This is a genomic window from Microbulbifer sp. SE14 (assembly GCF_059834885.1).
Window position 1 is genome coordinate 99468 of sequence record NZ_JCBAJA010000008.1, and the last position, 24718, is coordinate 124185.

The following is a 24718-nucleotide window of genomic DNA, read 5'->3' on the forward strand; positions in this document are numbered from 1 at the left end:
TTGTGCTTGGCGAACCCGGGTTCAGAGCGAACACAAGGTCCGCTCCCACAGGGCCATCAAGCCATGTGCTTGATAACCTCGTCGCCAAACTCGGAGCAGGATTTCAGCTCCGCGCCGTCCATCAGGCGCTCGAAGTCGTAGGTCACGGTCTTGGCCTCGATCGCACCTTCCATGCCCTTGATCACCAGGTCCGCGGCCTCGTTCCAGCCGAGATGGCGCAGCATCATCTCCGCGGACAGGATCAGGGAGCCCGGGTTCACTTTGTCCTGGCCGGCGTACTTGGGCGCAGTGCCGTGGGTAGCCTCGAACAGGGCAACTTCGTCGGACAGGTTGGCACCCGGGGCGATGCCGATACCGCCGACCTGGGCAGCCAGGGCGTCGGACAGGTAGTCACCGTTCAGGTTCAGGGTGGCGATCACGTCGTACTCCGCCGGGCGCAGCAGGATCTGCTGCAGCATGGCGTCGGCGATCACGTCCTTGACCACGATTTCCTTGCCGGTTTTCGGGCTCTTGAAGCTGTGCCAGGGGCCGCCGTCCAGCGGCTGCGCGCCGAACTCTTCGCGGGCCAGTTCATAGCCCCAGTCGGCGAAGGCACCCTCGGTGAATTTCATGATGTTGCCCTTGTGTACCAGGGTCACGGAGTCGCGGTCCTGGTCGATGGCGTACTGCAGGGCCTTGCGCACCAGGCGCTTGGTGCCCTCGGCGGAAACCGGCTTGACGCCGATGCCGCAGTGTTCCGGGAAGCGGATCTTCTTGACGCCCATCTCTTCCTGCAGGAACTTGATCACCTTCTTGGCTTCGTCGGTGTCGGCCTTCCACTCGATACCGGCGTAGATGTCCTCGGAGTTCTCGCGGAAGATCACCATGTCGACCTTGTTCGGTTCCTTCACCGGGGAGGGAACACCGCTGAACCAGCGCACCGGGCGCTGGCACACGTAGAGGTCCAGCTCCTGGCGCAGGGCCACGTTCAGGGAGCGGAAGCCGCCGCCAACCGGGGTGGTCAACGGGCCCTTGATGCTCACGACGTACTCTTTGATCGCTTCCAGGGTCTCGGCCGGGAACCAGTCGCCGGCGTAGGTTTCCGCAGCCTTCTCACCGCAGAAGATCTCCATCCAGGCGATGGATTTGTCGCTGTAGGCTTTCTCCACCGCGGCGTCGATCACTTTGCGCATTACCGGGGTGATATCCACACCGATGCCGTCACCCTCGATAAAGGGAACGATGGGGCGATTCGGTACATTCAGCGAACCGTCGGAATTGACTGTAACTTTTTCGCCGTCTGCCGGCACTTGGATATGACCCATATTGCTTAAACTCCCAAAACTCTGTGACTATTTAGGTCGGGTGTTGCTTGCCCTGCCCGCTTGGACCTCGGGGCGGGATGAAAAAACGGCGGGATTATATCAGCATCGGCCCATTTTTGTAGTTGGATTACAATAGTCCATTTTAACCATGTCGCAGATCATCCTTTTCAATAAGCCCTACGGCGTGTTGTGCCAGTTTACCGACGACAGCGGGCGCCTCACCCTCGCCGACTTCATTCGCAAAAAAGGCTTCTATGCCGCGGGACGGCTGGATTTCGACTCCGAGGGGCTGCTGCTGCTCACCGACGACGGCGCCCTGCAGCACCAGATCAGCCATCCACGGCAGAAGCTGCCGAAGACCTACTGGGTGCAGGTGGAGGGGGAGATCGATGACGAGGCGCTCGCCAGATTGCGCCGCGGCGTACAACTGAAGGATGGCCCTACGGCGCCGGCCAAGGCCAGGCGTCTGGTCGATCCGGGCGTCTGGCCGCGGGTCCCGCCGGTGCGGGAGCGCAAGTCCATCCCCACCTCCTGGCTGGAGCTGACCATTCGCGAGGGGCGCAACCGCCAGGTGCGCCGCATGACGGCAGCAGTCGGTTTCCCGACCCTGCGCCTGATCCGCACCGCCATCGGCAACTGGAAGCTGGGCAGCCTGCAGCCCGGGGAACAGCGAATAGAGCAGGTATTCGCGACCCCGGCGACCAAACCGGCGGCATCCCGGCCCCGCGCTCGGCGCCGCCGCTGAGCCCACCTTGTGTCAATGCCAGGGTTCTCTGTATCAGCACTACGCTATGGGAGAGCAAAGCGGTCTTGGTCACAGGCCCCAATCGCGGGTAAAATTCGCCCCCCTTTATACCCATGTAGTAGCTGATTCCCCCTGTCTATGCCTGAATCCACCACCAAGCTGTACCAGAGCGCCCCGCCCCAGCGCGTCATTGTCGGAATGTCCGGCGGCGTGGACTCCTCCGTGGCCGCCCTGCTGCTGATGCAGCAGGGCTATCGGGTGGAGGGCCTGTTCATGAAGAACTGGGACGAGGACGACGGCACCGAGTACTGCACCGCCAAGGCGGACCTGGCGGACGCCCGGGCAGTGTGCCAGCGGCTGGGCATCAAGCTGCACACCGCCAATTTCGCCGCCGAGTACTGGGATCACGTATTTGAGTATTTCCTCGCCGAATACAAGGCCGGGCGCACGCCGAACCCGGATATCCTCTGCAACCGCGAAATCAAGTTCAAGGTGTTCCTCGAGTACGCCGCGGTACTGGGTGCGGACGCCATCGCCACCGGCCACTACGCCCGACGCCGGGACATCGACGGCCACACCTACCTGCTGAAGGGCCTGGACGCCAACAAGGACCAGAGCTACTTCCTACACGCCGTGGACGAGGCGGCCTTCGCCAAGTCCCTGTTTCCGCTGGGCGAGCTGGAGAAGCCGGAGGTGCGCCGCATCGCCGGGGAGAACGGCTTCATTACCCACGACAAGAAGGACAGCACCGGCATCTGCTTTATCGGTGAGCGCCGCTTCAAGGATTTCCTGGAGCAGTACCTGCCGGCGCAGCCGGGGGATATGGAGACACCGGAGGGCGAAGTCATGGGTCGCCACGCGGGCCTGATGTACCACACCATCGGTCAGCGCCAGGGCCTGGGCATCGGCGGCATCAAGGGCGCCGGCGATGAGCCCTGGTATGTAGTGGGCAAGGACCTGGAGCGCAATGTGCTGATCGTGGCCCAGGGCGCCCACCACCCGCTGCTCTACGCCACCGGCCTGGAGGCGACCCAGACTCACTGGATCAACGGAGCGGCACCAGGGAAAGAGTTCCGTTGCCGCGCCAAGACCCGCTACCGCCAACCGGACCAGGACTGCATCGTAACGGTTCGGGAAAACGGCGACCTGGTGGTGGCCTTCGACGAGCCGCAGCGCGCGATCACCCCCGGCCAGTCGCTGGTGCTCTACGATGGCGAGATCTGTCTCGGCGGTGCCGTGATCGAAAGGGCCACCGGTGTGGGCACCGCCCTGCCTGACCAATTCCAAAAAAATGCGAACGGCTAAGGAGCTAACTTGAGCAACTGGCGGGATCAGGCACTGGCGCTGGCGGCCATATTCCAGTCCGCGACCCTGGTGGAGCGCCTGGCGAAGACCGGCAATGCGCCCCAGGAACAACTGGAGACGGGCGTCTACAGCCTGTTCCAGTTGAACCCGGACAATGCCGAGGCGGTATTCGACGGTGCGGACAAGTTGCTGCCCGGCCTGAAAGTCGCCCGCCAGTTGCTGCAGTCGCGCCAGCATCCGGAGTACACCGATTGCCTGCGCTACGCCCTGTCGATCCTGTACCTGCAGCGGCAGCTGAGCAAGAAGAACGACCTGCTGGCGATCATCGGCAGTCGCCTAGAAAAGGCCAAAACCCAGGCGGAGCACTTCAGCCTGACCCACGAGAATGTGTTTTCCAATCTGGCCAGTATCTACAGCGACACCCTGAGTACCTTCCGCTTCCGCATCCAGGTGCTGGGGGATTTCAATTACCTGCAGCAGCAGCGCATCGCCAACCAGATCCGCACCATGCTGTTTGCCGGCGTGCGCGCGGCCACCCTATGGCGCCAGTTGGGCGGCCGCCGGCTGCACCTGCTGTTCCAGCGCAAGAAACTTTTGGCCGCGACCGACGAACTGATCGGGCAAATCGAATCTACGTATCCTTAAATCCGGAGAGAAATCATGACAGTCGAGCTATCCGCCCTTACCGCGGTCTCCCCCATCGATGGACGCTACGAGAGCAAAACCGCACCGCTGCGGGATATCTTCAGCGAGTACGGCCTGATCCGCGCGCGGGTGGAAGTGGAAGTGCGCTGGCTGCAACAGCTCTCCCGCCATCCGCAGATCGGGGAAGTGCAGCTGTTCGGCGACGCCGCCACTCAACTGCTCGACAGCATCGTCGCGGAGTTTTCCCTGCAGGATGCCGAGCGCATCAAGGAAATCGAGCGCACCACCAATCACGATGTCAAGGCGGTGGAGTATTTCCTGAAGGAGAAGATCGACGGCAACGAGGAACTGGCCAAGGTCAGCGAGTTCGTGCACTTCGCCTGTACTTCCGAGGACATCAACAACCTGTCCCACGCACTGATGCTGCGCGCCGGGCGCGACCAGGTGCTGCTGCCGGCGATGAACCAGATCATCAGTGAAATCGCCGGGCTGGCGAAGAAGTTTGCCGAGGTACCGATGCTGTCGCGCACCCACGGCCAGACCGCCAGCCCCACCACCGTGGGCAAGGAGCTGGCCAACGTGGTGGCGCGCCTGCGCCGGCAGATCAAGCAGATTCACGAGGTGGAGCTGCTGGGCAAGATCAACGGCGCCGTCGGCAACTACAACGCGCACCTCTCCGCTTATCCGGACGTGGATTGGGAGAAGAACGCTGAGGAGTTCGTCACTTCCCTGGGCCTGACCTGGAACCCCTACACCACCCAGATCGAGCCCCACGACTATATCGCCGAGCTGTTCGACGCCGTCGCGCGCTTCAATACCATCCTGATCGATTTCGATCGCGATATCTGGGGCTATATTTCCCTCGGCTACTTCAAGCAGAAGGTGGTTGCCGGCGAGGTGGGCTCTTCCACCATGCCGCACAAGGTGAACCCGATCGACTTCGAGAATTCGGAAGGCAACCTGGGCCTGGCCAACGCGGTCTTCCAGCACCTGGCGGCGAAGCTGCCGGTTTCCCGCTGGCAGCGCGACCTGACCGACTCCACGGTGCTGCGCAACATGGGCGTCGGCGCCGGCTATTCGACCATCGCCTATGCGGCGACCCTGAAGGGCCTGGGCAAGCTGGAAATCAACGAGGCGCGCCTGGCTGAAGACCTGGACAACGCCTGGGAGGTACTGGCGGAGCCGATCCAGACAGTGATGCGCCGCTACAACATCGAAGAGCCCTACGAGAAGCTGAAGGCGCTGACCCGCGGCCAGGGCATTACCCGGGAAACCCTGAACACCTTTATCGAGAATCTGGAGATTCCGGCGGAGGCGAAGAAATCCCTGCACGAACTGACGCCGGCTTCCTATATCGGCAACGCCGTGGAGCAGGCCAAGAAAATTTAGGCTTTCTCGCACTATTTATGATCCGGCAGGCGGCCCTGCTACCGGTGGCCATTTTCAAGACACGCCGTGAATACATCCCTGTAGGCCTTGTCGGCGAGGTGGCCCGGCCGCTCCAGGTATTCACGGCGCCTTCGGCCCCTCTCGCCAACAGCCTTGAAAATGGCCACCGGCACCAGGACCTTCGCGTCGACTCTATCGTTCTTATTGTGCAGGCTCGGATACAGCCGGCCACATAGATAATCCCTATGACAAATCCACTTACTCATCTGGGCGACATGCCGGTAGCCGACTTCCTCCGCGACTGCTGGCAACAAAAACCCCTGCTGATCCGCAACGCCTTCCCCGGCTTCGTCTCGCCGATTTCCGGCGAGGAGCTGGCCGGCATGGCGCTGGAAGAGGCGGTGGAATCGCGCCTGGTGCTGGAACACGGCGACGAGGGTCCCTGGCAGCTGCGCAATGGCCCCTTTACCGAGGAGGATTTCCTGTCCCTCCCCAGCAGCCATTGGACCCTGTTGGTGCAGGCGGTGGACCAGTGGCTGTCGGAAGTGGCGGCGCTGAAAAAGTACTTCCGTTTTATCCCGGACTGGCGCCTGGACGACGTGATGATCAGCTATGCGGCGGACAAGGGCAGCGTCGGCCCCCACTTCGATTACTACGATGTATTTCTGTTGCAGGCTGAGGGCAAGCGACTGTGGCACCAGGGGCCGAAGGTCGACGAGAATAGCCCGCGGATCGAGGGCACGCCGCTGAATATCCTGCGGGATTTCGAGGCGGAGAACAGCTGGCTGCTGGAACCCGGCGATATGCTCTACCTGCCTCCGCAGTACAGCCACTGGGGTATCGCCGAGGGCGCCTGCACCACCATTTCCATCGGCTTCCGCGCCCCCTCTGCGGCGACGATTCTCGAGGATCTGGCCGCGGAGCTAGCCCAGGGGCTGCCGCAACACCTGCGCTATTCGGATCCGGGCATTGCGCCGCCCACCAGTCCCGCCGAAGTCGATCCGGCTTCGGTGGCCCGGCTGTGGGAGCAGTTGAGCGGTTGGCTGCAGCAGCCGCAGAATATCGCCCAGTGGTTCGGCGCGGTGATGACCGAGGCCAAGTACCCGGATACGGTGGCCCTGGACGCGGGCGAGGCGGATGACTGGCGCGAGCAGCTGGCGGAGGGCGCCGAGCTGGTGCTCAACCCGGCCTCTCGCTGCGCCTTCTGCCGCGATCCGCAGACACTGTTCGTGGACGGGGAGTCCTTTCCCGCTCCCCTGCCCTTCGCCGAGCGTTTCTGCGAGAGCCATTCGATCTCCCAGGCGGATATCGAGGATTTCCCCGAACTGGTGCAGCCCGGCGGCCTGGTAGAGCAGCTGGTGGCCCAGGGTAGCCTTATCTACCCTCCGGAGGATTTCTGAGAATGGAAACGCTCATTCGCGCGGCGGATTGGAACCGCGATCGCGAGTTGATTCGCCGGGTGCGCGAGGCGGTGTTTGTCCGCGAGCAGAAGGTGGATCCTGCCATCGAATGGGACGACCAGGAGGAAACGGCCCAGCATTTCCTGGTAATGAACAGCGACGAGCCGCTGGGTACCGGCCGCATTACCAGCGGCGGCAAGATAGGCCGCATGGCGATCGCGAAATCCGCCCGCGGCGGCGGCCTGGGGTTCCGCCTGCTGGAATTTATCTGCGACTACGCGCGCGAGCGCGGCTTCGACAGCGTCTACCTGCATGCCCAGACCCACGCCGAGGGTTTCTACCGCAAGGCAGGTTTTGCTCCCGAGGGGGAGGAGTTTGTCGAAGCGGATATTCCCCATATCAGAATGGTGCGTCGCTTTGGTTGATCAGCGGCAGTCGCTCGACGATATTACCGGCTTTCGCACTGCATTGATCGACCTGCTGGCCAATGCGCGGCGGGAGCTGTGCATTTTCTCCGAAGAGCTGGCCCGCCCCCTCTATCACGACTGCGAAGTGGCGGAGGCCCTGTCGGAATTCGCCCGCAGCAGCCGCTTCGCCCGGGTGCGCATCCTGATTCGCGATGGCGACCCGATAGTGCGCCGCTTCCACCACACCCACGCCCTGGCCCAGAGGCTGAGCTCACGGATAGAGATCCGTAAAATCGAGGTCATTGTGGATACCCCGGACTGGGAGTTTGCGGTTGCCGATGGCCGCCGGGTGCTGCAGTGCGACGACCGGGATCAGTGGCAGGGCAGCTACCAACCAGAAAACCCGGTGCGCGCGCGCAAGCTGCTGGATGCCTTCGAACGCGGTTGGCCGCTGGCCGCCACCGATGCCAACCTGAGGCGCCTATCGCTCTGACGCCCCGGCCAGCTTCCGCCTTCTGCTAGGCTTATTTCCACCGCTTGTGCAAACAGGCTGGGAGCGGCCCTATGTACAGGAAAGACCTCATCGACATTCTGCTAGACCATCCCCAGTCGGTGCACGAATTGTCGGCCTTGATGGAAGAGCCCATCAAAGACATGGTGAATGACCTTCAGCACTTGCAAAAATCCCTGCGCCACAGCCCCTATGAGCTTGAGATCACTCCGGCCAAGTGCAAACAGTGCGGCTTCAGCTTCAGTCACGGCCACATGACCAAGCCGGGCAAATGTCCCAAGTGTCGGGCAACCTGGATCGAGCCGCCGCTGATCGGGATCACGGAAAAGCACTAGATGCGCGACGAGCCGTGCGTAGCATTTCTGCAATGGGCCCTGCCCCAACTGCGTCTGCGCTGGCCGGGTTTCCGCAAGGTGCGCGGCCAGGTCTGCAAGCGCCTGCAAAGGCGCATCAGACAACTCGGGCTCGAAGATGTCGCGGCCTATCGCCGCTACCTGTCACGGCACCGGTCGGAGTGGCAGGTCCTGGACGCCATGGCCCGGATAACCATCTCCCGCTTTTACCGCGACAAAGGGGTGTTCGAGCACCTGGCCGAGGAGGTGTTGCCGGCGCTGGCACAACTGGCCCGCACGCGGGGAGCCGACCGCTTCCGGATCTGGAGCGCGGGGGCCGGCGCCGGGGAGGAGCCCTACACTCTGGCCATCCTCTGGCAGTTGCGACTGCAGGCATCTTTTCCCGATCTGCACCTGAACATCGTCGCCACCGAAGCCGACGCCAACCAGTGCCGCCGCGGCCGGGAGGCCTGCTACCCCCACAGTAGCCTCAAGGACCTGCCCCCGGAGTGGCTGGATGCAGCCTTCACCTCCTGCGCCGGGCACTACTGGCTGAAGCCGGAATTTCGGCACCCTGTGGCGTTCAGGGCGGAGGATCTGCGCGAAAGCGCTCCCGTCGGGCCATTCGACCTGGTGCTTTGCCGCAACCTGGCATTTACTTATTTTGATGAGGGATCGCAGCACAGCACCCTCGAACGCATACAGGCCACAATGCATCCGGGAGCTGCGCTGGTACTTGGCATCCACGAGCGCCTGCCAGAAGGGACCAGGGACTTTCGTGCCTGGTCTGAAAAGCTACGGATCTACCGCCTTATCAACCCGGGGATCAAATCGCCCTGAGCCAGGGTTCTGACGCAATGCCCGCCAGTTTTGCGTGCCGCGGCGCAGATTCTGTAAGTCCCCCCAGCTTCATCCGCAATTGGCGGCGAATTTCCTTTGCATTTGCACTCCAGCCTTTAGCATCCATGACGACAGCGTTGTCATTTGGCTTGCATCCAACTCTGATAACGCCGTCCTACTCGCATAAATCAATGATAAAAAATGGAGAAACCCATGTTGCGCAGCAGACTTTCACTCGCCCTGGCTCTGGCGACCCTCGCCTCCGCAAACCAGGTCAATGCCCACGGCACCATGGTGGTGCCGGAGAGCCGCGTCTACAACTGCTTCCTCAACAACCCGGAGAACCCGACCGACCCGGCCTGTGCCGCGGCCAAGGAGGTCGCCGGCCCCCAGGCTTTCTACGACTGGAACGGCATCAACCAGGCCGCCGCCCACGGCGATCACCGCGCCGTGGTGCCGGACGGCCAGCTGTGCGCCGGCGGCAACGCCAAATTTGCCGGCCTGGACCTGGCCCGCCCTGACTGGCAGGCCACACCCATAGCTCCCAAGGGCGACGGCACTTTCGATTTCGAGTTCTGGGCCACGGCGCCCCACGCCACCCAGGATTGGGTCTTCTACGTCACCCGGCAGGGCTACACGCCGGACGCGCCCCTCAACTGGAGCGACCTGTTCGAGTTCTGCCGCCTCGGCAATGTGCCCCTCAGCGCCAACAACCGCTATATCCTCAACTGCCCACTGCCGCCGGTGACCGGCAAGCACGTGATCTACACCACCTGGCAGCGCTCCGACAGCGGCGAAGCCTTTTACACCTGTACCGATGTGGTACTGGGCGATGGCAGCAGCAGCCCCTGGGCCGACGAGGGCCCCTTCACTGCCCAGGGCGATCTCGCCGAGGGCAGCACCGTGGCCCTGCGCCTGTTCAACAGCAGCGGCAACGACGTGGAGATTGTGCCGTACACCGTCACTGCGGGGGCGACTTCCGCGGCGGACTGGGCCTACGCCTTCGCGCAGGCGGTCAACGGGCTGTCCCAGTATGCACGTGTCGGCCTGCTGGACCCGGACAGCGGGGAAATTGATCCGTTGCAGTCCGCCAGCGGCAACCGGGTCTACACCCAGGCTGACCTGAACCTCAGTCACGAGATAGATATCCAGATACCCGGCGGCAATACCGCGCCCGTGGCGGCCATCAGCGCCGACCCGGTTTCCGTGACCGGCGCCGGCAGCGTCAGCCTGTCCGCCGCCGGCTCCAGTGATGCCGATGGCGATCCGCTCAGTTACAGCTGGTCAATCACCGCAGGCAGCGGCGCCAGCCTGGGTGCCAGCAGCGGGATTTCGGTAACGCTCAACCTTAGTGAGCCAGCGCAGAGCCAGACGGTGACGGTGCAGCTGACCGTCAGCGATGGCGAGCTGTCCGACAGCGCCGCGGTGGATATCGCCCACAACCCGAGAGGGGGCGGCGACTACGACTACGTCTACCCGGACGGCATCGGCAGTTATGTGCCAGGGGAAACCCTGGTGCTCGGCAGCGACGGCAACCGCTACCAGTGCCGCCCCTGGCCCAACGGGGACTGGTGCAACGTCGACAGCCCCTACCACTACGCGCCCGGCACCGGCGCCAACTGGGAGGACGCCTGGATTCGACTCTAGGTAGGCAACCCTACTTGTAGGAGCGGCCGGTGGCCGCAATCGATGCCAGAGGTATGCTGGAAGCCAGATCGCGGCCACCGGCCGCTCCTACATTGGCAGTGTGCAGGAAAAACGCAGTGCCAGCCGTGCCAACCGCGCGCCGAGATACTCGGCGGTCCGCAGGTCCGGCTTTCGCACCGCGCCATTTTCGGCTTGCGCAATCAGCCCCGACTGCGCGCCCTGGTCATTCAGCCCCGGGCGGAAACCCGCCGGCAAATCGATACTGAGCCAAAGCATGCCGTGCTGGCTGGCGAATACCTGCAGCGTCTGCATCGTATTCAGTTGGTCGCCACTGGAGCTGGAGCCGATGGTAAAGCCGGCGGCCAGCTTATCGGCCCAGGTACGCTCACTGTAACGCTCGCTGGTAGCGTCCATAAAAGCCTTGAACTGCGCGGAAACCGAGCCCATAAACGTCGGCGAGCCGAAGATGATGCCATCGCAGGCATCCAGTTGCCGCATCATTTCCCTGTTTGTGTAACGGCCGCGATTTATGTCCTCTCCTTCTATTTTCACTACTGCGGCCTCGGCGCCGTCAACCGAGTGAATGCCGGCCGCTACCGCATTTGCCAGGGTTTCGGTGGTGCCGGTGGCGGAGTGGTAGACGACAGCAAATTTGCTCATGCCCGCTCCTCCCGCGGGGCGAATAGTGCGGCGAGCGCGCTGTCCACTTCGGGTTCCCCGGGGACCTCTATCCTGAAAATATCGGCGAGGGTGTCGCGCAGCTCCTGCAGATTCGCCAGCCTGAAAACCATCTTGGGTCCCTTGAGCGGGTAGTAGCTCAGCTCGCGACCGCGCAGCGTGTGGCGGCCGCCGGCAAAGGCGCGAGCCGCTACCAGTTCCCGCACAAAACGCGACTCCGGATGCGTGGAGCAGTACCAGTTGAAGACCTTGTAGTCACCGGCTGTCTGCTTCTGCAGGTCGAAGCTGTACATCGGCAGCCACTCTCCATCGATGCCGGTTTGCAGCAGGTATTCCCCGTCGACTTTGCGCAGACGATAAGTTCCGTGGCGGGTGGTCTGTCCGGTTTCGATATCCAGCCGCAGCGGCGCCGTGGGCGTCTGCGCACCGAAGCCGACGTCCACCAGGTAGGGAACTCCCGCTATTTCCGCCCGCAGCATCATATGGGACTGGGCCGGCTGATGGTTCTCCGGCACCTGCCACAGCACCCGCGCCGCCAGCCCGCTAACCGCTATGCCGATGCCTTCCAGTACCGCGCGGAACAGGTTGTTCTGCTCGTAGCAGTAGCCGCCCCGTCCCTCGCGCACCAGTTTGCGCTCCACCGATGCCAGCTCGATATCCACCGGCCGGCCGAGAAAGAGATTCAGGTTTTCAAACGGAATGGATTGGGTGTGAAGGGTGATGAGTTCTCTCACCGTGTCCAGGTCCGGCGAAGGTCTGCCGGTGTAGCCGATGCGCTCGAAGTAGGCGTCCAGGTCTGTTGTTGCTGCGTTCATACGGGCCTGTTCCTCTATGCCGATGAATGATGCGCGCAGCTTAGGACCTCAAGCATGGTTAAGGTCAAGAAAATTTTTTGTAGGGCCGAAGGCGCCGTGAATACCTGGAGCGGCAGGAGCGGCCCATGGCCGCGATCGATGTCAGAGGTACGTGGGGAGTCAGATCGCGGCCAACGGCCGCGCTCCTACAAAAAAGGCCCCGCGGGGCCTTCTTTGCTTAGGCGTTTTTCGCCTTGCTTTTTTCCTTGAACTGCCTGCGCCGGCGGTGAAGCACCGGCTCGGTATAGCCGTTCGGCTGGGCACAGCCCTCGAATACAAGCTCGCAGGCGGCCTGGAAGGCGATGCTGTCGTCATAGTTTGGCGACATGTCGCGGTAATCGGGATCGCCGGCATTCTGGCGGTCCACCACCGCGGCCATACGCTGCATGGTTTCCAGCACCTGCTGCCTGGTGACCACACCCTGCTTCAGCCAGTTGGCGATATGCTGGGAGGAGATGCGCAGGGTGGCCCTGTCTTCCATCAGGCCGACGTCGTTGATATCCGGCACCTTGGAGCAGCCGATGCCCTGCTCCACCCAGCGCACCACGTAACCGAGAATGCCCTGGGCATTGTTGTCCAGCTCGCGCTGGATTTCCTCGGCGCTCCAGTTGGGGTCCTCCGCCACCGGCACCGTAAGGATATCGTCCAGCTTGGCGTGCGGGCGGCCGGCCAGTTCCTGCTGGCGCTTGGCCACGTCCACCTTGTGGTAGTGCAGCGCATGCAGGGTCGCCGCCGTCGGCGACGGCACCCAGGCGGTGTTGGCGCCGGCCATCGGGTGGGCCAGCTTGGCGTGCATCATCGCCGCCATCTGGTCCGGAATCGGCCACATGCCCTTGCCGATCTGTGCCCTGCCCTTCAGTCCCGTGGCCAGGCCCACATCCACGTTCCAGTCCTCGTAGGCGGAGATCCACTTGGACTGTTTCATATCGCCCTTGCGGATCATCGGGCCGGCGAGCATCGAGGTGTGGATCTCGTCGCCGGTGCGATCGAGGAAGCCGGTATTGATAAAGACGACGCGCTCTTTGGCCGCGGCGATACAGGCCTTCAGGTTGACCGTGGTGCGCCGCTCCTCGTCCATGATGCCCATCTTCAGGGTGTTGCGCTCGAGGCCCAGGGCGTCCTCGATGCGGTCGAACAGCGTGTTGGCGAAGGCCACTTCCTCGGGGCCGTGCATCTTCGGCTTGACGATATAGATGCTGCCGCTGCGGGAATTTTTAATGGTTCCATTGCCGCGGATATCGTGCAGCGCGATCAGGCTGGTGATCATGCCGTCAAGGATGCCCTCGGGCACCTCGTTGCCGTCCTTGTCCAGCACCGCATCGTTGGTCATCAGGTGGCCGACGTTGCGGACAAACAGCAGGCTGCGGCCGGGCAGCGTCAGCGGGTTGCCGTTCGGGGTTGTGTATTGGCGGTCGGCGTTCAACCTGCGCTCGAAGGTCTTGTCGCCCTTGCTGATGGATTCCTTCAGGTCGCCTTTCATCAGGCCCAGCCAGTTGCGGTAGACGATCACCTTGTCCTCGGCGTCCACCGCGGCGACGGAATCCTCACAGTCCATGATGGTGGTCAGCGCGGATTCCAGCAGGATGTCCTTGATACCGGCAGTGTCCGTCTTGCCGATCGGGCTCTCGCGGTCTATCTGGATCTCGAAACGCAGGCCGTGTTGCCGCAGCAGAATTGCGCTGGGCTTTTCGATATCGCCGCGGTAGCCGGCAAACTGCTTGGATTTTTTCAGGGTGGCGATATCGCCGTTGCCCAGCTCAACCTCCAATAGCGAGCCGTTGATGCGGTACTCGACCGCGTCCTTGTGACTGCCGCAGGTCAGCGGTGCCGACTGGTCGAGGAAATCCCGCGCGTACTGGATCACCTTGGCGCCGCGCGCCGGGTTGTACTGGTCGCCTTTCTCGGCGCCACCCTCTTCGCTGATCACGTCGGTGCCGTAGAGGGCGTCATAGAGGCTGCCCCAGCGCGCATTGGCGGCGTTCAGCGCGTAGCGGGCGTTCATCACCGGAACCACCAGTTGCGGGCCGGCCATGGTGGCGATTTCCGCATCGACATTTTCCGTGGTCGCGGTGAAGTCCGCGGGCTCCTCCACCAGGTAGCCGATCTCGCGCAGGAAAACCTTGTATTTCTCCAGATCGCGGTAGGCGCCGGGATTGTCGCTGTACCAGCGGTCGATTTTTTCCTGGATCTGGTCGCGCTTTTCCAGCAGCGAGCGGTTCACCGGCGCCAGGTCGCGGACGATTTTTTCGAACTCGGCCCAGAAGGCATCGGCGCTGACCCCGGTGCCGGGAATCACTTCCTCGTTGACCAGTTTGTGCAGCGCTGATGCGATTTGCAGTTCGCCGATTTGGACTCGTTCCGTCATATCCGGGCCTCTCGCTGGTTGTGGGAACTCAATGGTTAGAGTTGCGGCATTCTATACAGCCGGCTGACCATATCGCTAATTTATAGGCAGAATTTCCGCTATTCACATTATGGATTTTTGCGCTGTGCGAACTGTAGGAGTGAGCCTTGTGTTCGCCCTTGTGTCCGGTGGCACAGGGCTCTGAGTTAGCTGCAGGCCTTCGCATCGACTTATTCATTCTTTTCGAGCCACAAATTCCCAATTCCTGGTCCCGATTAAAGCGCCCGGCCGATATCAAGAATCAAACGCCGCAACCAGCGGTGCGGCGCGCTCTGCTGCAGCAGCGGGCTCCAGGCCATCTTCAGCTCCAGCGGCGGTATCTCCAGCGGCGGGTCGCGGCGCACCACGCGGGGGTTGTCCCTGGCCAGCTGCGCCAGCCGTGTCGGCACGGTGACGATCAGGTCGCTCTGCTCCGCCAGCAGCATGGCCACCTGGTAGTGGCGGGTGAAGACGGCAATCTCGCGCTTTTCCCCCTGGCGGCCTATGGCCTCGTCCACCCAGCCGAGCCGCTGCACATCCTCCGGGTTGACCCCGACGCCGACCCCCATGCCGGTCTTGCTGACCCAGATATGCTGGGCCTGCAGGTAGCTGTGCAGATTGTAGTCCCCGAGGATGGGGTTATCGGTGCGCATCACACAGGAGAAGGAATCCCGCCACACCGTCGCCTGGTGGAAACTCTGGGGCATGCTGTCGAAACGGTTGATGACCATGTCCACCTTGCCCTGCTCCACGTCCACGAAGCTCACGTCGCTGGGGGTCATGATGTCCAGGCTGATACCTGGCGCCTGCTCCCGCAACTGGGTCAGCAGCGGTGGAATCAGTGTGGATTCGGCGTAGTCGCTGGCCATGATGCGGAAGGTGCGCCGCGCCTCGGCCGGCTCGAAGTCCCGGTTCGGCTGTATCACCCGGTCGATGGAGGCCAGCGCCTCGCGCACCATCGGCTGCAGCTCCAGGGCCCGCTCTGTGGGCATCATGCCCTCGCGGGTGCGCACCAGCAGGGGGTCGTCGAACAGCTCCCGCAGCCGCTTGAGGCCGTTACTCATCGCCGGCTGGGACAGGCCCAGGTAGTTGGCGGCACGGGTCACGTTGCGCTCCCGCAACAGCACATCCAGGTAGACCAGCAGGTTCAGGTCGGCTCTCTCGAGATTCATGGCATATTCGTCTGACTGATAGCGAAAATAAGATCAATAAATTAGGCAAATTATGCCAAACCCTCTAGCCTATGCAACAACAAATCGCAGCCATCATTCGAGGAAAGACAGCCATGCCCACCTATTCTCAAGAAATCGAAGCGGCAGCCAAGCTCTGTGATGCCAACGGGAGCTCCTGGAACGCCATCAACCCGGAGTCTGTGGCCCGTATGCGCCTGCAGAACAAGTTCAAGACCGGCCTGGATATCGCCAGGTACACCGCCGATATCATGCGCAGGGATATGGCGGCCTACGACCGGGACTGCACCAAGTACACCCAGTCCCTGGGATGCTGGCACGGCTTTATTGGCCAGCAGAAAATGATTTCCATCAAGAAGCATTTTGAAAACAACACCGACCGCCGCTACCTGTACCTGTCCGGCTGGATGGTGGCCGCCCTGCGCAGCGAATTCGGCCCCCTGCCGGACCAGTCCATGCACGAGAAGACCGCGGTCTCCGGTTTGATCGAAGAGCTGTACACCTTCCTGCGCCAGGCTGATGCACGCGAACTGGGCGGCCTGTTCCGCGAACTGGATGCGGCCCGCGAAGCCGGCGACAAGGCCGCGGAGAATGCAGTCATCGAGAAAATCGACAACCACGTAACGCACATAGTGCCGATCATCGCCGATATCGATGCGGGTTTCGGCAATGCGGAAGCCACCTACCTGCTGGCAAAGAGAATGATCGAGGCCGGCGCCTGCTGTATACAGATCGAAAACCAGGTATCCGACGAGAAGCAGTGCGGCCACCAGGACGGTAAAGTGACCGTTCCCCACGAGGACTTCCTGGCCAAGATACGCGCAGTTCGCTACGCCTTCCTCGAACTGGGCGTGGATAACGGTGTAATCGTCGCCCGTACCGATTCCCTGGGTGCCGGCCTGACCAAGCAGATCGCCGTCACCAAGGAGCCGGGCGACCTGGGTGATCAGTACAACTCTTTCCTGGACTGTGAAGAGGTAGCGCCGGGCGATCTGGCAAACGGCGATGTGATCATCAATCGTGACGGCAAGCTGCTGCGTCCGAAGCGCCTGGCTTCCAACCTGTTCCAGTTCCGCAAGGGTACCGGCGAGGCGCGCTGCGTCCTCGACAGCGTGACTTCCCTGCAGAACGGTGCAGACCTGATCTGGATCGAAACCGAGAAGCCCCACGTAGGCCAGATCGGCGCCATGATGGACGAGATTCGCAAGCAGGTTCCGAACGCGAAGCTGGTGTACAACAACAGCCCTTCCTTCAACTGGACCCTGAACTTCCGTCAGCAGGTATTCGATGCCTGGAAGGAAGAAGGCAAGGATGTCTCCGCGTACGACCGCGACAACCTGATGAGCGCCGAGTACGACGACTCCGAACTGTCCAGGGCGGCAGACGAGAAGATCCGCACCTTCCAGGCTGACGCCTCTCGCGAAGCCGGCATCTTCCACCACCTGATCACCCTGCCGACCTACCACACCGCGGCCCTGTCTACCGACAACCTGGCCAAGGAGTACTTCGGCGAAAAGGGCATGCTGGGTTACGTGGAAGGCGTGCAGCGCAAGGAGATCCGCCAGACAATCGCCTGCGTGAAGCACCAGAATATGGCCGGCTCCGACTTGGGCGACGACCACAAGGAGTACTTCTCCGGGGAGGCCGCGTTGAAAGCCGCGGGTAAAGACAACACCATGAACCAGTTCGGCTAAGGACAGCCGGCAAACAGGAGTTCACGCAGATCGAGAGTTGCCGACTCCTGCACTTCATTCACTCACTTCCGGGGCCACTTTGTGGCCCCTTTTTTTGCCCGGTCGAACCAGCCCCCTGTTGCCAGTAAGAGAGTCCTGGGCGGCCCTGCTACCGGGGGAAGTTTGCGGGACACGGGCTGGGCGCCTCCCTGAATACGTCCCTGTAGGCTTGGCCGCGAGGTGGCCCGGCCGCTCCAGGTATTCACGGCGCCTTTGGTCCCTCTCGCCGACAGTCCCGCAAACTTCCCTCGGCATCAGCACCTTCGCATCAGACTCTGGCATTCTTTTCCGAGTCCCGAGCCCCGAGTAGTTACTGCCAGGAATAGATGTCGCACGCAAATCATCTAGCCTTAGGGAATGAGGGTGTCTATTCGGCGGACTCTGTGGCCGCCTCGAGGGAACAGGGTATGACTACTGGCAACTACGACCGCAAGGTCGAAATCACAGCCATCGAGAAAGACTGGGCCGAGAACCCGCGTTGGAAAGGCGTGAAGCGCAACTACTCTGCCTCCGACGTGGTGCGCCTGCGCGGCTCCATCAAGCGCGAGAACACCATCGCCCAACGCGGCGCCGAGAAACTGTGGCAGCTGATCAACGAGGGCGGCCGGCCGCCCTTCCGTCCGGACAAGGACTTCGTCAACGCCATGGGCGCCCTGACCGGCGGCCAGGCGGTACAGCAGGTCAAGGCCGGCGTACAGGCCATCTACCTGTCCGGCTGGCAGGTCGCGGCCGACGCCAACACCTCCGAGACCATGTACCCGGACCAGTCCCTCTACCCGGTGGATTCCGTACCCACCGTGGTGCGCCGCATCAACAACGCCTTCGAGCGCGCCGACCAGATCCAGTGGAAGAGCGGTTTGAACCCGGGGGATGCCGGCTATATCGACTACTACGCGCCGATCGTGGCGGACGCCGAGGCCGGTTTCGGCGGCGTGCTGAACGCCTACGAGCTGATGAAGAGCATGATCCGCGCCGGCGCCTCCGGCGTGCACTTCGAGGACCAACTGGCGTCCGTGAAAAAGTGCGGTCACATGGGCGGCAAGGTGCTGGTACCGACCCAGGAAGCGGTGCAGAAGCTGATCGCCGCGCGCCTGGCCACCGACGTGGAAGGGGTGCCCACCATAGTGCTGGCGCGCACCGACGCCAATGCCGCCGACCTGCTGACCTCCGACTGCGACCCCTACGACGCCCCCTTCGTGACCGGCGAGCGCACCGCCGAGGGCTTCTACCGGGTCAGGGCCGGCATCGACCAGGCCATCGCCCGCGGTCTCGCCTACGCGCCCTACGCGGACCTGCTGTGGTGCGAGACCGCCACTCCCAACCTGGAGGAGGCGAAGAAGTTCGCCGAGGCCATCCACAGGGAGCACCCGGAGCAGCTGCTGTCCTACAACTGCTCGCCGTCCTTCAACTGGAAGAAGAACCTGGACGACGCCACCATCGCCAGGTTCCAGCGCGAACTGTCGGCCATGGGCTACAAGTTCCAGTTCATCACCCTGGCGGGTATCCACAACATGTGGAACGGCATGTTCAACCTGGCCTACGACTACGCCCGCGAGGACATGTCCGCCTACGTGCGCCTGCAGGAGAAGGAGTTCGCCGATGCCGAGAAGGGCTACACCTTCGTCGCCCACCAGCAGGAGGTGGGCACCGGCTACTTCGACGACATGACCAACGTCATCCAGGGCGGCCAGTCCTCCGTGACCGCACTGACCGGCTCCACCGAGGAAGAGCAGTTCAAGTAAGGCTCAATAGAGGCTTGAATATCCCTTTTTCACTCATTGTTCGGGCCGCTTTGCGGCCCTTTATGGGGCTCCCTTGCTCAGGCGCCCCGCAAGTAGATTTTCAGCAGCTCTGGAGCCTCGGCCTGTAGTGACTGACGCGCCGCCGTTTCCGGCTCTCCGAGGGCGCGCAAGGTCAGTAGCCGACGCACCGTGGCCGTCGCCTGGCCGCGCGGAGTGGGGAATTCCGCCCCCTCGAAGCGATGCGCCAGCCTTGGTTCACGCAGCAGCAGCCAGGGGGGGAAATGTTTCGCGGGCAGCTCCTCCGGCAGTTCACAGAAGTCCCGCCAGAGTCCCCGCAGAGTCCCCCGCAGAGTCCCCCGCAGAGTCCCCCGCAGAGGCCCCCGCAGAGTCCCCCGCAGAGGCCCCCGCAGAGGCCCCGCAGAGGCCCCGCAGAGGCCCGCAATCGCCCTCCGCCGATTCCTCGGCAAATTCGGCGCCGCCTCGAACAGGCGGCACCACACCAGCAGGGCCGACTCGCGCCTGTGACTGTGCCACAGGGCCGGCGCCGGCCAGTCGCTGTCAGGCCAGGGCCAGGTAGTCCCGGGGAAGGCTGTGCCCGCGGCGAAGGCGCTGTAGGAAACGGCTGGTCATGGAGAGAATTGGGCCGACGGGTGGGCGGGGGAGTATACAGGAGGGTGGCGGTGGCTTCTTCCTGCCTCGAAAGCAGTACCCCACCCGGCTCCGGCACAGGCCGGTTTTTTAAAAGATCTCAAACAGGTTCTAAGTTCGGCTAAGCGGATTTTGCCACGGGCCATCCGGCGTGTAGCCGATGGGGGCCAGCAGCTTCCAATCGATCCGGCGGCGCACAAGACGGACGAGATCCGGGCCCAGTTGTACCAAATAACGCCGCTCGTTATAGAAATTCGCATCAAAGGGTTCGAAATGGGCCCGGGTAACGCAACCGTCCCAAGCGGTGGGCAACACTATGCCCTCCACCACCGGGGGCTCGACTGAGGTCCGCTTGAGTCCGAAGTGTTCTGCCAGCCGGCACAGTACCTGTTCAGGGTTTTGCAGAAGTGCCTCGAAGGGAATCACCAGGGCCCTGTCCTTGTGTCGCCGAACCAGCGCCAGCCAATTGCTGTAGTTGCTGTTGAAAGACTCCAACGCGAACTCCAGGCGCTCTGCAAAGAAGGATGGCTCGCGAGATGGTCGCGGTAACCCCCAACCCCATTGCTTGAGACGGCTGCAGGCCCAGGCATAGGGGTCCTTGATGGACACCAGATATTGCAGACGCTCTTGCAACAAAGCCTGTTTGAGCTCGCCCTCAATTCTCGCCGAGTATGCCCGGCGGCGGGGATCGGGTGCCGTGCTCCCCTGGGCCGGCCGCCGGCGCCCCACCTCCTCCAACCAACCTGCGCCGCCAGCCGCCGCTGCGCACAGCTCCCCATGGCCCAGGGCTGTTTGGTGCTTGTCCCCCAGGCTGTGCATCAGTACCTCCAACCCAGTGAACTGTGTTGTAAGGATCAACCGCAACAGATTGGTGCCGGTGCGGCGCTCCCCGTACTGTTTTACGAAGCGGCGCATTCTCGAGATACCAAGGGGTGGATCAGTCCGGCCCAACGTTCGCAGATCTGGCTCCAGCGGTAGTCTTTGCGGAGCGCCCGGTGGTAGCAGCGCTTCTGCCGCTCTTGCAGCCAACGGCGGTCCCGATAGAGACGCTCCAGGGTAGCGGCGAGGTCAGAGGAGCTGACCTGGCCGCCCTGTAGCAGTCCGTTACTGTGCACCTTTGTGCGGCATGGCAATAAGTCTGCCGCGCCGCTCCATATCTCCCCGCAGGCGCTGTGGTCGGGCACTACCTGTGCGGCGGCGGTGGCCGCGTGCTCCAGGCTCACCAGCCCCCAACCTTCCCCCAGGGCGGTGTTTACCCCTAGATCGCAGGCGTTGTAGATCAGGTTCAGGCGGTCGCATCCCACCGCCGGGTGCTCTGCCGCGTCTGAGGAGAGTATCAATCGCTCCCCAATTCCGAGATCGGCCGCAACACGGCGCAGATCAACGCTTCCCCGGGGCTCCATATGCAGGTAGAGACGCAGGTCCGCAGGCTTGTCACGGGCAAACCTCGCAAAACCCTCCAGGGTGAGGTCGACCCGCTTGCGCGGCTGGTTGCGGTTGGCGTTCAGCACCCAGAAACCACGCCACAGGTCGGGTCGATACGGAAACAACCGGCGTCTGGCTTCCTCCCGCCGGGAGCAGCCAGCCGCGTCGCCGATGGGGAAAAAATCGCTTTCGGCAACGCCGTGGGGAATCACTTCCAGCCGGCGAAACGGCGGCGCGGCTTCAAGCTTGCGCCGGCGGGCACAGCCTATAAGAATCCCGCGGGCGAATTCCGTATAGGTAACCAGCGCATCCAGCTGCGCCAGGCCATCGATCACATCCGGCCGCAATATACCGCCGTCCACCGGTGTGTAGCCGATCAGGGGGCAGCGGTGCCTGGCGCGATGGGCAGCAGCAGCAAAGCGGGGAATAAACCAGGGGTCGTGGTATACCAATATCGCATCCGGGCGTATCAGGTCCGCCAGCTCGGCCAGGCGGCGTTCGGCGAAGACGTCGTGAACATGGGGGTTGTGGTGCAGCCGGTAGCGTCGGCCTGCCACGCATACATCCCCGGGGCATGGGCTGTCTATGGCGAGGACCTGGACTCGAAAGTGCGCTGCGAGGCCATCGGCCAGGGCGCGAGTCACCCGAGCGAAGCCGGTCGGTTGGGCGGCCTGGCCGACAATTAATAGAGTATCGGGCATGAATACCAGCTCGGACAAGGAATTTGCGCGCAGTGGGGGCGCCGGCCCCCACTGCGACGCCGTTCAGACGACGGGCTCTGCCTCCACCACAGCTGTTTCCGTCGCAGTCTCTTGTTCGATAAAGTGACTGTTGGCGTATAACAGGACCTCAGCAGTGGCATCGATATTCCCAACCGTCCAGGGGGCGTCCGCCCAGTCAGTGGTCATGGCGAAGCTCTCCACCGCATTGCCCGGCATCAGGCCCCGTTTGCCAATACACACGTAGGACACCATGCCCGGCGAACCGGTGAAACCGATGTATTTTCTCCAGCCCGACAGAGATGCACCACAGGAGGCCAACCAGGTGGCGAAGTCTTCGGAGGGGTAGTTCATCAGGTCCACGGCAAAAGCCGTCACTGCACAAATATAGTTGTCCTGGGACACACCGGTTATATCCCGCATGATCTCCGGGTATATCCGCTGTTCGCACTCGAGGCTCTCGTTATCCAGGTAGTAGATGTGGCTCATGATCACGTCAAGGGTGTCCGGATCGAACAGGGCTATCTGGAAGCCGCTAACCGGCACTACCACATCCTGGCCATTGCCCCAGTGCCACACGGTGGGCGACGGCGGGTTCACCGGCGGATTGGGCCTGATCACGTTTCCGCACATCAGGATACTCGACGAAGTGGTGAAGTTGCCCCCGTCGGGACCGTGCCCGGGTGTGTAGTCGGCGCGGGCGGTGCCCAACAGGGCGCCGTTGGTATAGGCCTCCAGGGCTTCGTTGACGGCTTCCGCCCTGTTTCCGGAAAAGAGCACTGATAGTGGACGCAGCTCAAAATTCACGACAGCCGGATTCTGCATCACCGACTGGGACCAGCTGTTGAATACATCGCTGTCGCTATCGCCATAACCCGGCGAGAGCGCGTTCAGGACACTGGTATCACCGCCGGATGCATCCACCTTGACGATACGACTATCGGCCCAGCTCTGTCCCAGCTGCTGCCATTCCGCCTCGGCCTCAGCTTTGGCGGAGTAAAATACCGCCTTGTATTCCAGGCTGACATCCGCTTCCACGGTGTATTCGCTGCTGCTGAAGGACTTCTCCACCGCGACGAAGTAATCCATACTGCCGCCGGCGATCACCTTACTGATAAAGTGGGTGCCGAACTTTCTAAACATGGCGAAAAAGTCGGCCTGGTTTTCCGGCGTGAATTCCGCCGGCAGATTCTGCACCGTCGGATCGTCGGTAAACTCCGGCGAGAGCCAGCTGGATGACTGGTCCTCGAGTATCAGCTGCCAGGCGGTGAAATCGGATTCAGATAAACCGTAGTAATAGGATTTATCGGTATTGAAGGTCTGCGAGTAAGCCATATTAAACTCGCCACTGAAGGCCCCGTAGGAAGCGCTGACCCCCGCCCTGGTGGAAAAGTAATTCTGGAACTGCTGGCGGGTAGTAAATACCTGGGTGCCGCCGGTGGTATGGGTGTATTCCACTACCGAGGTATTGTCCGGCACCTGGTAGCTGATACCGGTGGGTGGGTAAGTATATTCCGAGGCATCCTGATTGTGATGCACAAACAGCTTTGAAGTGATAGACGAAGTATCGTACTCGCCTAAAATATTAAATCCAAACCCCAGCACATCGGATCCGGGTATCGAGTTCATAACCTGCTCCTTGTTGTTGCAAGATCGGTAATCCCCCCGATTTAAAATAGCTACCTCGTTTTGTTATTCCGCCCTGGCCGGGAACTCAGGCTCCTCTTTGTGCGAGGTACGGTTTACTACCCTAATCACACGACACATATGCGACCCACTTCAGGCACGGGCAGCGCCAATACAGATGATGAGGAAACTCATTAAAAGACAAGTGGGCAGCCGAAAGAGTTGAGCGCACTACTGCCAACATGCAGGCCGACCACCATACCGTCGTCCCCCACGTAGGCCGATCCTGAGTCCCCGGCCTGAGAGATCGGTGCATCCAGTTGTACCTGGTTCTTGTACCAGACCCAGCCCCCAAAATCCGCCAACGTCACACGGAAGGTGAGACTCTGGATATGGGCGTGGCGCATCTCCCCGGTTTGCTTGCCCACCATACGCACTCGCTCGCCGAGGCGAGGGGCGCGTACGCCTGTGGGAGTCCCCAGGTAATAGATACTGGCCGCTCCGGCATCGGGCTCGATGTCGCACCAGGCGAGGTCGTGGGTATTGAACACCGGGTTGTTCTGGTTTTGGTTCTGATAGACGGTGACAGGTATATAGCTGGTAAGTTTTGCCAGGCTGTTGCCCAAATCGTCCACGGGCTGCCACACAGTACTACCGGCGGCGCCGTTGTCGGCGATGACGTGATTGTTGGTAAGAAGTCGATAGCGCCCGCCCCAGACGATATTGACCCCCAGGGTGCCAGTACCGTCAATGCCGCTGCCCTGGATCTGGAAGCCGCCGGGACAAGGCCTTTTCTTCTGATCCAGCACCTGGCTCTCGACAGGTCCGCTTTCCACCACATCGGTGGGCACCTGGACCACGTTCACGCCGCCGTCCCTGCGGGGCAGATGCAACTCCACCGAGGAAGGAATGGGAAAATCCCCTGCCCCGAGCTGGTTTGGAGTTTTCTTTTCGATGACGTGGACCACAATAGCCCAGTCTTCGGTTTGCTGGCCGCCCACCTCCTTGCGGCCGACATGCAGGCCGACAATGTTCGGCTTCGACAGCCAGGGGCTGACGGTTTCCAACAGCGGTTCCACATCCTGGCGGGTCAAACCCATGGGGTCACCTCCCTGGTATTTTGTTTGCGGTTAGCTGCTCAACTCGGCGCTTTCGAGTGCGCTGGCAGGAGCATCAGCTAAACCCAAAGCCGGCA

Annotated in this window: 21 protein-coding genes; 12 read left to right on the plus strand and 9 right to left on the minus strand. The window is 62.2% G+C overall.

Annotation, left to right across the window (positions count from 1 at the left end; genetic code table 11):
• Nucleotides 1–56: 56 nt before the first annotated feature.
• A complete protein-coding gene (icd, locus tag AC6R19_RS08015) occupies nt 57–1304 on the minus strand; it encodes an NADP-dependent isocitrate dehydrogenase (RefSeq protein WP_500579273.1) in 1248 nt (415 codons plus the stop codon).
• A 148-nt stretch (nt 1305–1452) separates the two neighbouring features.
• Between icd and AC6R19_RS08020 the strand changes: the two genes are divergently transcribed.
• The 10 genes from AC6R19_RS08020 (at nt 1453) to AC6R19_RS08065 (ending at nt 10525) form a co-directional block, all read left to right on the plus strand.
• Nucleotides 1453–2049: a pseudouridine synthase gene (locus AC6R19_RS08020; protein WP_500579274.1), complete on the plus strand. Its 597-nt coding sequence runs from the start codon at nt 1453–1455 to the stop codon at nt 2047–2049.
• Nucleotides 2050–2187: 138 nt separating this feature from the next.
• The gene (mnmA, locus tag AC6R19_RS08025) at nt 2188–3354 is read left to right on the plus strand and encodes a tRNA 2-thiouridine(34) synthase MnmA (protein WP_500579275.1); all 1167 of its coding nucleotides are present in this window, start codon (nt 2188–2190) and stop codon (nt 3352–3354) included.
• 9 nt (nt 3355–3363) lie between these two features.
• Complete coding sequence (gene hflD / locus AC6R19_RS08030) at nt 3364–3999, plus strand: high frequency lysogenization protein HflD (RefSeq protein WP_500579276.1); 636 nt, start codon at nt 3364–3366, stop codon at nt 3997–3999.
• A gap of 15 nt (nt 4000–4014) precedes the next feature.
• Nucleotides 4015–5388, plus strand: a complete 1374-nt coding sequence (purB, locus tag AC6R19_RS08035) for an adenylosuccinate lyase (protein ID WP_500579277.1) — start codon at nt 4015–4017, stop codon at nt 5386–5388.
• 245 nt (nt 5389–5633) lie between these two features.
• The gene (locus AC6R19_RS08040; protein WP_500579278.1) at nt 5634–6788 is read left to right on the plus strand and encodes a JmjC domain-containing protein; all 1155 of its coding nucleotides are present in this window, start codon (nt 5634–5636) and stop codon (nt 6786–6788) included.
• 2 nt (nt 6789–6790) lie between these two features.
• Nucleotides 6791–7213 carry a GNAT family N-acetyltransferase gene (locus tag AC6R19_RS08045; protein ID WP_500579279.1) on the plus strand — a complete coding sequence of 141 codons (423 nt, stop codon included), beginning with the start codon at nt 6791–6793 and terminating at the stop codon, nt 7211–7213.
• Complete coding sequence (locus tag AC6R19_RS08050) at nt 7206–7688, plus strand: DUF7931 domain-containing protein (RefSeq protein WP_500579280.1); 483 nt, start codon at nt 7206–7208, stop codon at nt 7686–7688. Before AC6R19_RS08045 ends, AC6R19_RS08050 begins: the two co-directional genes overlap by 8 nt.
• Nucleotides 7689–7759: 71 nt before the next feature.
• A complete protein-coding gene (locus AC6R19_RS08055; RefSeq protein ID WP_500579281.1) occupies nt 7760–8041 on the plus strand; it encodes a transcriptional regulator in 282 nt (93 codons plus the stop codon).
• Nucleotides 8042–8878, plus strand: coding sequence for a CheR family methyltransferase (locus AC6R19_RS08060; protein ID WP_500579282.1), 837 nt, complete (start codon nt 8042–8044; stop codon nt 8876–8878).
• 213 nt (nt 8879–9091) lie between these two features.
• Entirely contained in the window at nt 9092–10525 is a 1434-nt protein-coding gene (locus AC6R19_RS08065; RefSeq protein ID WP_500579283.1) for a lytic polysaccharide monooxygenase auxiliary activity family 9 protein, read from the plus strand.
• Between the two features lie 87 nt (nt 10526–10612).
• On the opposite strand, the gene AC6R19_RS08070 is transcribed toward AC6R19_RS08065, so the two are convergent.
• The 4 genes from AC6R19_RS08070 to AC6R19_RS08085 form a co-directional block, all read right to left on the minus strand.
• Nucleotides 10613–11185 carry a flavodoxin family protein gene (locus AC6R19_RS08070; protein ID WP_500579284.1) on the minus strand — a complete coding sequence of 191 codons (573 nt, stop codon included), beginning with the start codon at nt 11183–11185 and terminating at the stop codon, nt 10613–10615.
• The gene (locus tag AC6R19_RS08075; protein WP_500579285.1) at nt 11182–12018 is read right to left on the minus strand and encodes an arylamine N-acetyltransferase family protein; all 837 of its coding nucleotides are present in this window, start codon (nt 12016–12018) and stop codon (nt 11182–11184) included. Before AC6R19_RS08075 ends, AC6R19_RS08070 begins: the two co-directional genes overlap by 4 nt.
• 217 nt (nt 12019–12235) lie before the next feature.
• Nucleotides 12236–14422: a malate synthase G gene (locus AC6R19_RS08080; RefSeq protein ID WP_500579286.1), complete on the minus strand. Its 2187-nt coding sequence runs from the start codon at nt 14420–14422 to the stop codon at nt 12236–12238.
• Between the two features lie 254 nt (nt 14423–14676).
• Complete coding sequence (locus AC6R19_RS08085) at nt 14677–15612, minus strand: LysR family transcriptional regulator (RefSeq protein WP_500579287.1); 936 nt, start codon at nt 15610–15612, stop codon at nt 14677–14679.
• Between the two features lie 113 nt (nt 15613–15725).
• Between AC6R19_RS08085 and AC6R19_RS08090 the strand changes: the two genes are divergently transcribed.
• On the plus strand, nt 15726–17324 hold the full coding sequence (locus AC6R19_RS08090) for an isocitrate lyase (RefSeq protein ID WP_500579288.1): 1599 nt from the start codon (nt 15726–15728) through the stop codon (nt 17322–17324).
• A gap of 446 nt (nt 17325–17770) precedes the next feature.
• Nucleotides 17771–19105, plus strand: coding sequence for an isocitrate lyase (aceA, locus tag AC6R19_RS08095; RefSeq protein ID WP_500579289.1), 1335 nt, complete (start codon nt 17771–17773; stop codon nt 19103–19105).
• 759 nt (nt 19106–19864) lie between these two features.
• Here aceA and AC6R19_RS08100 read toward each other — a convergent pair.
• From AC6R19_RS08100 to AC6R19_RS08115, 4 genes are all read right to left on the minus strand, one after another.
• A complete protein-coding gene (locus AC6R19_RS08100; protein WP_500579290.1) occupies nt 19865–20668 on the minus strand; it encodes a sulfotransferase domain-containing protein in 804 nt (267 codons plus the stop codon).
• Nucleotides 20653–21735, minus strand: a complete 1083-nt coding sequence (locus AC6R19_RS08105) for a glycosyltransferase family protein (protein WP_500579291.1) — start codon at nt 21733–21735, stop codon at nt 20653–20655. The genes AC6R19_RS08100 and AC6R19_RS08105 overlap by 16 nt, the downstream gene beginning before the upstream one ends.
• 207 nt (nt 21736–21942) lie before the next feature.
• Nucleotides 21943–23526, minus strand: a complete 1584-nt coding sequence (locus AC6R19_RS08110) for an MAC/perforin domain-containing protein (protein WP_500579292.1) — start codon at nt 23524–23526, stop codon at nt 21943–21945.
• A gap of 191 nt (nt 23527–23717) precedes the next feature.
• The gene (locus tag AC6R19_RS08115) at nt 23718–24623 is read right to left on the minus strand and encodes a trypsin-like peptidase domain-containing protein (protein ID WP_500579293.1); all 906 of its coding nucleotides are present in this window, start codon (nt 24621–24623) and stop codon (nt 23718–23720) included.
• Nucleotides 24624–24718: the final 95 nt, after the last annotated feature.